General features: G+C 61.7%; 15 protein-coding genes. 10 read left to right on the top strand and 5 right to left on the bottom strand.

What is annotated here, in order from left to right; translation table 11 throughout:
• Window positions 1-18: 18 nt before the first annotated feature.
• Complete coding sequence (locus SNL23_RS23395; protein WP_167664092.1) at window positions 19-1,053, bottom strand: type IV pilus twitching motility protein PilT; 1,035 nt, start codon at window positions 1,051-1,053, stop codon at window positions 19-21.
• A gap of 57 nt (window positions 1,054-1,110) precedes the next feature.
• Between SNL23_RS23395 and SNL23_RS23390 the strand changes: the two genes are divergently transcribed.
• From SNL23_RS23390 to SNL23_RS23350, 9 genes are all read left to right on the top strand, one after another.
• Complete coding sequence (locus tag SNL23_RS23390) at window positions 1,111-1,797, top strand: YggS family pyridoxal phosphate-dependent enzyme (protein ID WP_076012991.1); 687 nt, start codon at window positions 1,111-1,113, stop codon at window positions 1,795-1,797.
• 33 nt (window positions 1,798-1,830) lie between these two features.
• Window positions 1,831-2,649, top strand: a complete 819-nt coding sequence (gene proC / locus SNL23_RS23385) for a pyrroline-5-carboxylate reductase (RefSeq protein ID WP_167664091.1) — start codon at window positions 1,831-1,833, stop codon at window positions 2,647-2,649.
• Window positions 2,650-2,673: 24 nt separating this feature from the next.
• Window positions 2,674-3,261, top strand: a complete 588-nt coding sequence (locus tag SNL23_RS23380; RefSeq protein WP_017476523.1) for a YggT family protein — start codon at window positions 2,674-2,676, stop codon at window positions 3,259-3,261.
• A 230-nt stretch (window positions 3,262-3,491) separates the two neighbouring features.
• Entirely contained in the window at window positions 3,492-4,634 is a 1,143-nt protein-coding gene (gene metX / locus SNL23_RS23375; protein ID WP_318303710.1) for a homoserine O-succinyltransferase MetX, read from the top strand.
• A gap of 25 nt (window positions 4,635-4,659) precedes the next feature.
• Complete coding sequence (gene metW / locus SNL23_RS23370) at window positions 4,660-5,280, top strand: methionine biosynthesis protein MetW (protein ID WP_076012994.1); 621 nt, start codon at window positions 4,660-4,662, stop codon at window positions 5,278-5,280.
• 21 nt (window positions 5,281-5,301) lie between these two features.
• The gene (locus SNL23_RS23365) at window positions 5,302-5,736 is read left to right on the top strand and encodes a DUF4426 domain-containing protein (RefSeq protein WP_076012995.1); all 435 of its coding nucleotides are present in this window, start codon (window positions 5,302-5,304) and stop codon (window positions 5,734-5,736) included.
• A complete protein-coding gene (gene rdgB / locus SNL23_RS23360; protein ID WP_008434161.1) occupies window positions 5,733-6,329 on the top strand; it encodes an RdgB/HAM1 family non-canonical purine NTP pyrophosphatase in 597 nt (198 codons plus the stop codon). The genes SNL23_RS23365 and rdgB overlap by 4 nt, the downstream gene beginning before the upstream one ends.
• Window positions 6,326-7,528, top strand: a complete 1,203-nt coding sequence (gene hemW, locus SNL23_RS23355; protein WP_318303709.1) for a radical SAM family heme chaperone HemW — start codon at window positions 6,326-6,328, stop codon at window positions 7,526-7,528. Before rdgB ends, hemW begins: the two co-directional genes overlap by 4 nt.
• Before the next feature lie 19 nt (window positions 7,529-7,547).
• The gene (locus tag SNL23_RS23350) at window positions 7,548-7,871 is read left to right on the top strand and encodes a DUF3392 domain-containing protein (RefSeq protein ID WP_318303708.1); all 324 of its coding nucleotides are present in this window, start codon (window positions 7,548-7,550) and stop codon (window positions 7,869-7,871) included.
• A gap of 151 nt (window positions 7,872-8,022) precedes the next feature.
• Here SNL23_RS23350 and trmB read toward each other — a convergent pair whose 3' ends face one another.
• From trmB to SNL23_RS23330, 4 genes are all read right to left on the bottom strand, one after another.
• Complete coding sequence (trmB, locus tag SNL23_RS23345) at window positions 8,023-8,748, bottom strand: tRNA (guanosine(46)-N7)-methyltransferase TrmB (RefSeq protein WP_318303706.1); 726 nt, start codon at window positions 8,746-8,748, stop codon at window positions 8,023-8,025.
• Window positions 8,749-8,757: 9 nt separating this feature from the next.
• Window positions 8,758-9,552 (bottom strand): thiazole synthase, encoded by a 795-nt coding sequence (locus tag SNL23_RS23340; protein ID WP_003234615.1) that lies wholly within the window; start codon window positions 9,550-9,552, stop codon window positions 8,758-8,760.
• A gap of 65 nt (window positions 9,553-9,617) precedes the next feature.
• The gene (thiS, locus tag SNL23_RS23335) at window positions 9,618-9,818 is read right to left on the bottom strand and encodes a sulfur carrier protein ThiS (RefSeq protein WP_063026500.1); all 201 of its coding nucleotides are present in this window, start codon (window positions 9,816-9,818) and stop codon (window positions 9,618-9,620) included.
• A 91-nt stretch (window positions 9,819-9,909) separates the two neighbouring features.
• The gene (locus SNL23_RS23330; RefSeq protein ID WP_076012998.1) at window positions 9,910-10,287 is read right to left on the bottom strand and encodes a DUF423 domain-containing protein; all 378 of its coding nucleotides are present in this window, start codon (window positions 10,285-10,287) and stop codon (window positions 9,910-9,912) included.
• A gap of 74 nt (window positions 10,288-10,361) precedes the next feature.
• Here SNL23_RS23330 and mtgA point away from each other — a divergent pair, with 74 nt between their 5' ends.
• Window positions 10,362-11,084: a monofunctional biosynthetic peptidoglycan transglycosylase gene (mtgA, locus tag SNL23_RS23325; protein WP_318303703.1), complete on the top strand. Its 723-nt coding sequence runs from the start codon at window positions 10,362-10,364 to the stop codon at window positions 11,082-11,084.
• The last annotated feature ends 64 nt before the right edge of the window (window positions 11,085-11,148 follow it).

Below are 11,148 nucleotides of genomic sequence, written 5' to 3'. Positions count from 1 at the left end.
TTCATCGCCCACGCGATCTTAAATATCCCCAGGCACCCTCGCCTTCTCCCGGGCATGCTCCCGGCTGATCAGCCCCTGGCTGACCAACGCCTTCAAACTCATGTCCAGCGTCGTCATCCCCAGCGCCCCACCCGTCTGGATCGCCGAATACATCTGCGCCACCTTGTCCTCGCGGATCAGGTTACGAATCGCCGGCGTGCCAAGCATGATTTCGTGAGCCGCCACCCGCCCGCCGCCGACTTTCTTCACCAGCACCTGGGACACCACCGCCTGCAATGACTCCGAGAGCATCGAGCGGACCATGGCCTTTTCCCCCGCCGGAAACACATCCACCACCCGATCCACGGTTTTAGCCGCCGACGTGGTGTGCAATGTGCCGAACACCAGATGCCCGGTTTCCGCCGCCGTCAGTGCGAGCCGAATGGTTTCCAGGTCCCGCAGCTCGCCCACCAGGATCACATCCGGGTCCTCCCGCAATGCCGAACGCAGGGCGGCCGAGAAACTGTGGGTGTCGCGATGCACCTGCCGCTGGTTAATCAGGGCGCTTTTCGGTTGATGGATGAACTCGATCGGGTCTTCAAGGGTGAGGATGTGCTGGCGACGATGGGTGTTGAGGTAATCGATCATCGCCGCCAGGGTCGTGGACTTGCCGGAACCGGTCGGCCCGGTGACCAATACCAACCCTCGGGGCAGGTCTGCGATGCGCCGGAACACCTCGCCCAACCCCAGGCTTTCCAGGCTCTGCACCGTCGAGGGGATGGTGCGAAACACCGCGCCCATGCCCCGATGCTGCTGGAACACATTTACCCGAAACCGCGCCACCTCGGGCAGCTCGAAGGCAAAATCCGTTTCAAGAGATGTTTCGAAATCCTTTTGCTGATGATTGTTCAGCAAAGGGCTGAGTAACTCCGCCAATTGCGTAGGGAGCAGCACCGGCCAATCGAGGGGCCAGACCTCGCCATCAACTCGCAGCATCGGCGCCAACCCGGCCGACAAATGCAGGTCCGAGGCCCCCAGGCGCACGCCGGCAGCCAGCAGTTCAGTGATATCCATAGGGCTTTCCATTTCCAGTAGAATGCCGCGGACTCCATATCCACGGGCGCAACTTGAATGTCGACCATAGCAGACAACATCAGCCTGGTTTCCGAGCGGATCCGAGCCGCGGCCCAAGCCTCGCAGCGCGACGCGGACAGCGTGCACCTGCTGGCCGTGAGCAAGACCAAACCCGCACAAGCCATACGCGAGGCGTATGCCGCCGGGATGCGTGAGTTTGGCGAGAACTATCTGCAGGAAGCCCTGGGCAAACAGGCCGAATTAACCGACCTGCCCTTGAGTTGGCACTTCATCGGCCCCATTCAATCGAACAAGACTCGTGCGATCGCCGAGAACTTCGCTTGGGTGCATTCCGTGGACCGCCTGAAAATCGCACAACGCCTTTCCGAGCAACGCCCGGCTGACCTGCCGCCGCTGAATATCTGCATTCAGGTCAACGTCAGTGGCGAAGCCAGCAAGTCCGGCTGTACACCCGCCGACCTGCCCGCCCTGGCCGAAGCCATCAGCGCCCTGCCGCGCCTGAAGCTGCGCGGTTTGATGGCGATCCCCGAGCCAACCGACGACCGCGCAGAACAGGACGCAGCCTTCGCGACAGTACGCGACCTGCAAGCGAGCCTGAACCTGGGTCTCGACACACTTTCCATGGGCATGAGCCACGACCTTGAGTCGGCCATTGCCCAAGGGGCCACCTGGGTGCGGATCGGTACCGCGCTGTTTGGTGCCCGCGACTACGGCCAGCCGTGAAATGGCTGACTTCCATCTGAGTAAGGACCTGTCATGAGCAACACGCGTATTGCCTTTATCGGCGCCGGTAACATGGCGGCCAGCCTGATCGGCGGCCTGCGGGCCAAGGGCCTGGAAGCACAGCAGATTCGCGCCAGCGACCCGGGCGCCGATACTCGCTCCCGCGTCAGCGCCGAGCACGGCATCGAAACCTTCGCCGACAACGCAGAAGCGATTGAAGGCGTTGACGTGGTGGTGCTGGCGGTCAAGCCACAAGCCATGAAAGCCGTGTGCGAAAGCCTGCGCCCAAGCCTCAAACCCCATCAACTGGTGGTGTCCATCGCCGCCGGCATCACTTGCGCCAGCATGACCCACTGGCTCGGCGCCCAGCCAATTGTACGTTGCATGCCCAACACCCCGGCGCTGCTGCGCAAGGGCGTGAGCGGCTTGTACGCCACGTCCGAAGTCACTGCCCAACAGCGTGATCAGGCACAAGAGCTGCTGTCCGCCGTGGGTATTGCCGTGTGGCTGGAACACGAGCAGCAACTGGACGCTGTCACCGCCGTGTCCGGCAGCGGCCCGGCGTATTTCTTCCTGCTGATCGAGGCCATGACCGCCGCTGGCGTGAAACTCGGCCTGCCACAGGAAGTCGCCGAGCAATTGGCCGAGCAAACCGCACTGGGCGCCGCGCAGATGGCCGTGACCAGTGATGTCGACGCCGCCGAACTGCGCCGTCGCGTGACCTCGCCGGGCGGAACTACCCAAGCGGCAATCGAATCGTTCCAGGCCGGGGGCTTTGAAGCCCTGGTGGAAAAAGCACTGGGTGCCGCAGCACATCGTTCGGCCGAAATGGCCGAGCAGCTGGGCAAATAGTCGTCCCCCACATAGGAATTAAACATGCTCGGAATCAATGACGCTGCCATTTTCATCATCCAGACCCTGGGCAGCCTGTACCTGCTGATCGTGCTGATGCGTTTTATCCTGCAACTGGTGCGGGCGAACTTCTACAACCCGCTGTGCCAGTTCGTGGTGAAGGCTACGCAGCCGCTGCTCAAGCCACTGCGCCGGGTAATCCCGAGCATGTTCGGCCTGGACATGTCCTCGCTGGTGTTGGCGCTGCTGCTGCAGATCCTGCTGTTCGCGGTCATCCTGCTGCTCAACGGCTACCAGGCCACCACGCTGCTGTTGCTGCCGTGGGCCTTGATCGGGATTTTCTCGCTGTTTTTGAAGATCATTTTCTGGTCGATGATCATCAGCGTGATCCTCTCGTGGGTCGCTCCCGGCAGCCGCAGCCCTGGCGCAGAGCTGGTGGGGCAGATCACTGAGCCGGTGCTGGCGCCGTTCCGCCGCCTGATACCGAACCTGGGTGGCCTGGATATCTCGCCGATCTTCGCGTTTATCGCGATTCAGCTGCTGCAAAGCTGGGTGATTCCGCGCCTGGCTTTCTACGCATTCATGCCCAAAGAACTGTTCGGTCTGATCTGACAACAATGTGGCGAGGGAGCTTGCTCCCGCTGGGCTGCGCAGCAGCCCCAAAAAGGCCGACCGCGTTGCATCTGCAAAATCGTGGCAGCCGGACTGGGACCGCTTCACGCTCCAGCGGGAGCAAGCTCCCTCGCCACAAAAAGCCTTAAAAACACCAGCAGCAGGCCTTTGCTTGCCGCTGGGTGCAGCGGTCTTTAGACTTACGCCTCATTTAAACGAGAGCAGGGTCGATGCCAGCTGCCTTCCCCCCCGATTCTGTTGGACTGGTCGTGCCCCAAGTGGCGCACTTCAGCGAACCGCTGGCCCTGGCCTGCGGCCGTTCGCTGCCCGCCTACGACCTGATCTATGAAACCTACGGCCAACTGAACGCCACGGGCAGCAATGCCGTGCTGATCTGCCACGCCCTGTCCGGCCATCACCACGCTGCGGGGTTCCACAGCATGGACGAGCGCAAACCCGGCTGGTGGGACAGCTGCATCGGCCCGGGCAAACCGATCGACACCAGCAAGTTCTTCGTAGTCAGCCTGAACAACCTCGGCGGCTGCAACGGTTCCACTGGCCCCAGCAGCGTCAACCCGGAAACCGGCAAGCCGTTTGGCGCCGATTTCCCGGTATTGACCGTGGAAGACTGGGTGCACAGCCAGGCGCGCCTGGCCGACGTACTGGGCATCGCCCAATGGGCCGCGGTGATCGGCGGCAGCCTGGGCGGCATGCAGGCCCTGCAATGGACCATCACCTACCCGGACCGCGTGCGCCATTGCCTGGCCATCGCCTCGGCCCCCAAGCTGTCGGCGCAGAACATCGCCTTCAACGAAGTGGCGCGCCAGGCGATCCTCACCGACCCGGAGTTCCACGGCGGTTCGTTCCAGGAAGCCGGCGTGATCCCCAAGCGCGGGCTGATGCTCGCGCGCATGGTCGGGCACATCACTTACCTGTCGGATGACTCCATGGGCGAGAAATTCGGCCGTGGTCTCAAGAGCGAGAAGCTCAACTACGACTTCCACAGCGTCGAGTTCCAGGTCGAGAGCTATCTGCGTTATCAGGGTGAGGAGTTCTCCGGGCGTTTCGACGCCAACACCTACCTGCTGATGACCAAGGCCCTGGACTACTTCGACCCGGCGGCGAACTTCGACGATGACCTGGCGCGGACCTTCGAGGCGGCCACCGCCAAGTTCTGCGTGATGTCGTTCACCACCGACTGGCGCTTCTCCCCGGCCCGATCGCGGGAATTGGTGGATGCGCTGATGGCCGCGAAGAAAGACGTCTGCTACCTGGAGATCGACGCACCGCAAGGCCACGATGCCTTCCTGATCCCGATCCCGCGTTACTTGCAGGCCTTTAGCAACTACATGAACCGAATAGCGCTTATATGAATTGCTTACGCTTTGGGAGAACGCCATGAGAGCCGACCTGGAAATCATCCAAGACTGGATCCCCGCCGGCAGCCGCGTGCTCGACCTCGGTTGCGGCGATGGCGAACTGCTGAGCTGGCTGCGCGACAACAAGCAAGTCACCGGCTACGGCCTGGAAAACGACCCGGACAACATCGCCCAGTGCGTGGCCAAGGGCATCAACGTAATCGAGCAGGACCTCGACAAGGGCCTCGGCAACTTTGCCAGCAACAGCTTCGACATCGTGGTCATGACCCAGGCGCTGCAAGCCGTGCACTACCCGGACCGGATCCTCGACGAGATGTTGCGGGTCGGCCGCCAGTGCATCATCACCTTCCCCAACTTCGGCCATTGGCGCTGCCGCTGGTACCTGGCCACCAAGGGCCGCATGCCGGTGTCGGATTTCCTGCCCTACACCTGGTACAACACGCCCAACATCCACTTCTGCACCTTCGAAGACTTCGAAGCCCTGTGCAGCGAGCGCGAAGCCAAAGTCATCAACCGTCTTGCCGTCGATCAACAGCACCGTCACGGCTGGGCGAGTAAGCTATGGCCCAACCTGCTGGGTGAGATCGGGATCTACCGGGTCAGCAGCCCGGGCCTGACGGACCATCAGATTGCCGTCTAACCATTTTCAAGGAGGACGAACATGAGTCGTTTGGCTACTTTTTTACTCACCGCGTGCCTGAGCGTCAGCGCTATGGCGGCGGATGTTATCGACGGTAATCGCCAGAAAGAATTCGGCGATATCACGGTGCACTACAACACCCTGACCACCAGTTTCCTGACACCGGAAATGGCCCAGGAAGCCGGGATCGTACGCAGCAAAGAGCTGGGCATGATCAATGTATTCGTGAACAAGGGCGTCGAATCGATAGACGCCACCGTCACCGGCACGATCAAAGACCTGGGCGGCAAGAGCGAGATGCTGACGTTCAAGAAAATCACCCAGAAAGGTTCTACGCTTTACGTCGCCCAGTACCCGGTGCCGCAGCAGGAAACCAAGATTTTCACCATCAACGTTGAAACCGGTGGCAAAGCCCACGGTTTCAGTTTCAACCAGGAACTGTTTCCGGCCGAATGATGAACCTCACACAACTCGTACTCGCCAGCCATAACGCCGGCAAGCTCAAAGAACTCCAGGCCATGCTCGGCGACTCGGTGCAATTGCGCTCGATTGGCGAGTTCAGCCAGGTAGAGCCGGAAGAGACCGGCCTGTCGTTCGTCGAGAATGCCATCCTCAAGGCCCGCAATGCCGCGCGCATTTCCGGCCTGCCGGCACTGGCCGATGATTCGGGCTTGGCCGTGGATTTCCTCGGTGGTGCCCCGGGCATCTACTCGGCGCGTTATGCCGACGGCAAAGGCGACGCGGCCAACAACGCCAAGCTGCTCGACGCCCTCAAGGACGTGCCCGACGCGATGCGCGGCGCACAGTTCGTCTGCGTACTGGCCCTGGTGCGTCACGCCGATGATCCATTGCCGATCCTCTGTGAAGGCCTGTGGCACGGGCGCATCCTGCACGCGGCCAGCGGCGAGCACGGCTTTGGCTACGACCCGCTGTTCTGGGTGCCGGAGCGCAACGTCTCCAGCGCCGAACTGAGCCCGGCCGACAAGAACCAGATCAGCCACCGCGCCCGCGCAATGGATTTGCTGCGCCAGCGTCTGGGCCTGAAATGACTCAGAACACCTCTGCGCAGCCGCTGATCCTCGGTGGCGCGCAAACACCTCGGGCGGCCTTGCCTCACCTGCCGCCCCTGGCGCTGTACATCCACATCCCGTGGTGCGTGCGCAAATGCCCTTACTGCGACTTCAACTCCCACACCGCCAGCAAGGTGCTGCCGGAAGAAGAGTACGTCGACGCATTGCTGGCCGACCTCGATCAGGACCTGCACGCGGTGTATGGCCGTGAGCTGAGTTCGATCTTTTTCGGCGGCGGCACCCCTAGCCTGTTCAGCGCCACTGCGCTGGGCCGGTTGCTCAAGGGCGTAGAAGCGCGCATCCCGTTTGCCAGCGACATCGAGATCACCCTGGAAGCCAACCCCGGCACCTTCGAGCAAGAGAAGTTCGTGGCGTACCGCAAGCTGGGGATCAATCGGCTGTCGATTGGTATCCAGAGTTTCCAGCAGGAAAAACTCGAAGCCCTGGGCCGCATCCACAACGGTGACGAAGCGGTACGTGCCGCCGGCATGGCGCGCCAGGCCGGGTTCGACAACTTCAACCTGGACTTGATGCACGGCTTGCCCGATCAGTCCCTGGACGACGCCCTGAGCGACCTGCGCCAGGCCATTGCCCTCAAGCCCACGCATCTGTCCTGGTATCAACTGACCCTGGAACCCAACACCGTATTCTGGAACCAGCCGCCCGTGCTGCCGGAAGACGACACCCTGTGGGACATTCAGGAAGCCGGCCAGGCGTTGCTCGCCGAACACGGTTACGCCCAGTACGAAGTATCGGCCTACGCCCAACCGGGCCGGCCGGCGCGGCATAACCTGAACTACTGGAGCTTTGGCGACTTTATCGGCATCGGTGCCGGTGCCCACGGCAAGCTCAGCCATCCGGACGGGCGCATCGTGCGCACCTGGAAAACCCGGGCGCCGAAGGACTACCTCAACCCGGCGAAAAATTACCAGGCCGGCGCGAAAGAACTGACCAACGAAGAGTTACCGTTCGAGTTCCTGATGAACGCCCTGCGCCTCACCGACGGCGTCGAAGCCAGGCTTTACGCCGAGCGCACCGGCCTTGAGCTGGCGAGCCTCGATGAAGCCCGCACGGATGCAGAACAAAGTGGCTTAATGCAGGTCGAACCGTCACGCCTGGCGGCCACCGACCGCGGGCAACTCTTTCTCAATGACCTGCTGCAGAAGTTTTTGAGCTGATTGCTCTTAAGGAAATCGAATGGATCTGGTACTCGACCTGCTCGCCACCGTATCCCGCTGGAGCCGTAGCAACCTGTCGGAAATCTCCCTGGCGTTGGTAGGCTGCCTGCTGGTGCTGTTTGGCGCCGACATCAAGGGCTGGATCGAAGCACGACTGGGCAGCATCGCGGGCGCGCTGCGCGTGCCGCTGATGGCACTGGTGTGCATGATCGGCAGCGGCGCGGCACTGATCTACGCCACACCGTGGATTGTTCGGGGCTTAAGCCAGTTCAACAACTACAGCCTGGCACCGGTGTTGTTGGTGGTGCTGGTGTTGATTGGGGTGGTGGCGGATCGCCGCTGACCCAAGGAACGACACAAGCCACTGTAGGAGCGAGCTTGCTCGCGAAGAACGTCAACGATAACGCAGCGCTATCAGGTAGCACGCGTCGCCTGTTGTTTTTTCGCGAGCAAGCTCGCTCCTACAGTGAGTTGCATTTCAAGGTTGTGGCAAGTTACGCCAGCTTCTCGAACTTCAAATCCCAAACCCCATGCCCGAGTCGCTCGCCGCGACGTTCGAACTTGGTGATCGGCCGCTCGGCCGGGCGCGGGACGCATTTGCCGTCTTCCGCCAGGTTGCGGTAGCCAGGGGCGACGTTCATCACTTCCAGCATGTATTCGGCATACGGTTCCCAGTCGGTGGCCATGTGCAGGATGCCGCCCACTTTCAGCTTGCTGCGCACCAGTTCCGCGAAGGAAGCCTGGACGATACGGCGCTTGTGGTGACGGCTCTTGTGCCATGGGTCCGGGAAGAACAGCATCAGGCGGTCAAGGCTGTTGTCGGCGATGCAGCGGTTGAGCACTTCGATCGCGTCGCAGTCGTAGACCCGCAGGTTGGTCAGGCCCTGAGTCAGCACGCCGTTCAGCAGCGCGCCAACACCCGGACGGTGTACTTCAACCCCGATAAAATCCTGCTCCGGCGAAGCCGCAGCCATTTCCAGCAGGGAATGGCCCATGCCGAAGCCGATTTCCAGGGAACGTGGCGCCGAGCGGCCGAACACCTGGTCGTAATCCACCGGTGCGTCCACCAGCGGCAGGACGAACAGCGGCGTGCCCTGCTCCAGGCCTTTTTGCTGGCCTTCGGTCATGCGACCGGCGCGCATCACAAAACTCTTGATGCGGCGGTGCTTGGACTCGTCGCCTTCTTCCAGGATGTTCGGCGTTTCGTTTGATTCAGTCATCAATGGCTCTTACTTGATCAGACCATCCAGCGGCGAGGAGGCGCTGGCGTAAAGTTTTTTCGGCATGCGCCCGGCGAGGTACGCCAGGCGGCCGGCGACGATCGCGTGTTGCATGGCTTCAGCCATCATGATCGGTTGCTGCGCATGGGCGATGGCCGAGTTCATCAGCACCGCATCGCAACCCAGTTCCATGGCGATGGTGGCGTCGGAGGCAGTACCCACGCCCGCATCCACCAGCACCGGGATCTTGGCTTCTTCGAGGATGATCTGCAGGTTGTACGGATTGCAGATACCCAAACCGGAACCGATCAGGCCGGCCAGCGGCATCACGGCGATGCAGCCGATTTCGGCCAGTTGGCGGGCGATGATCGGGTCGTCGCTGGTGTAGACCATCACGTCGAAACCTTCCTTGACCAGGGTTTCGGCGGCCTTGAGGGTTTCGATCACGTTGGGGAACAGGGTTTTCTGGTCGGCCAGTACTTCCAGCTTCACCAGGTTGTGGCCGTCGAGCAACTCACGGGCCAGGCGGCAGGTGCGCACGGCTTCGATGGCGTCGTAGCAACCGGCGGTGTTCGGCAAGAAGGTGTAGCGATCCGGCGACAGCACTTCGAGCAGGTTCGGCTCGCCCTCGATCTGACCGAGGTTGGTGCGGCGCACGGCGAAAGTAACGATCTCGGCACCCGAGGCTTCGATGGCCAGGCGGGTTTCTTCCATGTCGCGGTACTTGCCGGTACCGACCAGCAAACGGGACTGGTAGGTACGACCGGCCAGGACAAAAGGCTTGTCGCTACGAACGATGCTCATGGGAAATCCTCGAGTTGGGGTGAGGTTCTGCAGAATGCGGTTTGGCGCTCTTGAGCGCCGGGCGGCTAGCCGCCGCCGATGGCGTGGACCACTTCGACCTGGTCACCTTCGGTGAGCGCGGTCTCGGCGTGCTGGCTACGCGGGACGATATCCTGGTTGAGCTCCACTGCGACGCGACGCCCGGTCAAATCCAGACGGGTCAGCAGGGCCGAAACGGTTTCACCGTCGGGCAGTTCAAAGGATTCGCCGTTCAACTGAATGCGCATGCCACGGGCCGCCATCGTTTTTAGGGGCCAGCATTCTAGCGTGATCGGCGCTGATGACCCAAGCCCTCCGGTCAGCAACCTATGACAGGCTTCAAGCGGCTTGAAGGCGCCAGGCCGCGAGTCCCAGGAAAAACCAGCCCAGCAGGAACGCAAGGCCACCGAACGGGGTGATGATGCCGAGCTTGCTGATGCCGGTCATGGTCAGCACATACAGGCTGCCGGAGAACAGCAGAATGCCCACGGCAAAGGACACGCCCGCCCACGTCACCAGTCGACCGGGAATGTGCACCGCCAGCAATGCCACGCCGAACAGCGCCAGGGTGTGCACCAGTTGGTAGGTCACGCCGGTGTGGAAAATCGCCAGGTATTCGGCGCTCAGGCGGTTTTTCAGGCCGTGGGCGGCAAACGCGCCCAAGGCAACGCCGGTGAAACCGAAAAAGGCAGCCAGCATCAGAAAGCCACGCAACATGAGGAACTCCAGTCAGACTCAGTGGACAGGGTCTGTATAATGGCCCGCTCAACGGGTTCGGCCAAGCCATCTCTATGCTGCATCTTCTCTTCAAGCGTGCTCTCAAAGCCCTCAAGTGGTTTGCCATCGGCAGTGTGCTGCTGGTGCTGCTGTTCCGTTTCGTGCCGCCTCCGGGCACCGCGTTGATGGTTGAGCGCAAGGTCGAGTCCTGGGTCGACGGCGAGCCGATTGACGTACAGCGCACGTGGGTGCCGTGGGATCAGATCTCCGACGAGCTTAAAGTGGCGGTGATGGCGGGTGAAGACCAGCGCTTCCCGCAGCATTGGGGCTTTGATTTTGGCGCGATCCAGGCGGCATTGCTGCATAACGAGCGCGGCGGTTCGATTCGTGGCGCCAGTACGTTGAGCCAGCAGGTGTCGAAGAACCTGTTTTTGTGGACCGGCCGCAGCTATTTCCGCAAGGGCCTGGAAGCCTGGTTTACCGGGCTGATCGAGATTTTATGGCCCAAGCAGCGGATTCTTGAGGTGTACCTCAACAGCGTGGAGTGGGATGAAGGCGTGTTCGGCGCAGAAGCGGCGGCGCGGCATCATTTTGGGGTGAGTGCCAAGGCGCTGACCCGCCAGCAGGCCAGCTATCTGGCTGCGGTGCTGCCTAACCCGCGGGTGTGGAGTGCCAGTCATCCAACGTCATATGTGGCGCGACGGGCTGCCTGGATTCGGCAGCAGATGAGCCAGTTGGGTGGCGACAGCTACCTGAATGAGCTGAACAACTCGCGCAAGGCGCCTTGGGCTGACTGACACCCCATAAAACAAAAGTGGGAGCGGGCTTGCTCGCGAAGGCGGTGTGCCAGTCAATATCTTA

The sequence above is a fragment of the Pseudomonas sp. SED1 genome, from assembly GCF_034044025.1.
GTDB lineage: Bacteria > Pseudomonadota > Gammaproteobacteria > Pseudomonadales > Pseudomonadaceae > Aquipseudomonas.
This window is presented reverse-complemented; position numbering and strand designations above follow the sequence as displayed.

Excerpts from the sequence above, each read along its gene's own strand:
- SNL23_RS23395 (WP_167664092.1), bottom strand. The coding sequence starts at position 1,053 with ATGGATATCACTGAACTGCTGGCTGCCGGCGTGCGCCTGGGGGCCTCG.
- SNL23_RS23390 (WP_076012991.1), top strand. The coding sequence starts at position 1,111 with ATGTCGACCATAGCAGACAACATCAGCCTGGTTTCCGAGCGGATCCGA.
- proC (WP_167664091.1), top strand. The coding sequence starts at position 1,831 with ATGAGCAACACGCGTATTGCCTTTATCGGCGCCGGTAACATGGCGGCC.
- SNL23_RS23380 (WP_017476523.1), top strand. The coding sequence starts at position 2,674 with ATGCTCGGAATCAATGACGCTGCCATTTTCATCATCCAGACCCTGGGC.
- metX (WP_318303710.1), top strand. The coding sequence starts at position 3,492 with ATGCCAGCTGCCTTCCCCCCCGATTCTGTTGGACTGGTCGTGCCCCAA.
- metW (WP_076012994.1), top strand. The coding sequence starts at position 4,660 with ATGAGAGCCGACCTGGAAATCATCCAAGACTGGATCCCCGCCGGCAGC.
- SNL23_RS23365 (WP_076012995.1), top strand. The coding sequence starts at position 5,302 with ATGAGTCGTTTGGCTACTTTTTTACTCACCGCGTGCCTGAGCGTCAGC.
- rdgB (WP_008434161.1), top strand. The coding sequence starts at position 5,733 with ATGATGAACCTCACACAACTCGTACTCGCCAGCCATAACGCCGGCAAG.
- hemW (WP_318303709.1), top strand. The coding sequence starts at position 6,326 with ATGACTCAGAACACCTCTGCGCAGCCGCTGATCCTCGGTGGCGCGCAA.
- SNL23_RS23350 (WP_318303708.1), top strand. The coding sequence starts at position 7,548 with ATGGATCTGGTACTCGACCTGCTCGCCACCGTATCCCGCTGGAGCCGT.
- trmB (WP_318303706.1), bottom strand. The coding sequence starts at position 8,748 with ATGACTGAATCAAACGAAACGCCGAACATCCTGGAAGAAGGCGACGAG.
- SNL23_RS23340 (WP_003234615.1), bottom strand. The coding sequence starts at position 9,552 with ATGAGCATCGTTCGTAGCGACAAGCCTTTTGTCCTGGCCGGTCGTACC.
- thiS (WP_063026500.1), bottom strand. The coding sequence starts at position 9,818 with ATGCGCATTCAGTTGAACGGCGAATCCTTTGAACTGCCCGACGGTGAA.
- SNL23_RS23330 (WP_076012998.1), bottom strand. The coding sequence starts at position 10,287 with ATGTTGCGTGGCTTTCTGATGCTGGCTGCCTTTTTCGGTTTCACCGGC.
- mtgA (WP_318303703.1), top strand. The coding sequence starts at position 10,362 with ATGCTGCATCTTCTCTTCAAGCGTGCTCTCAAAGCCCTCAAGTGGTTT.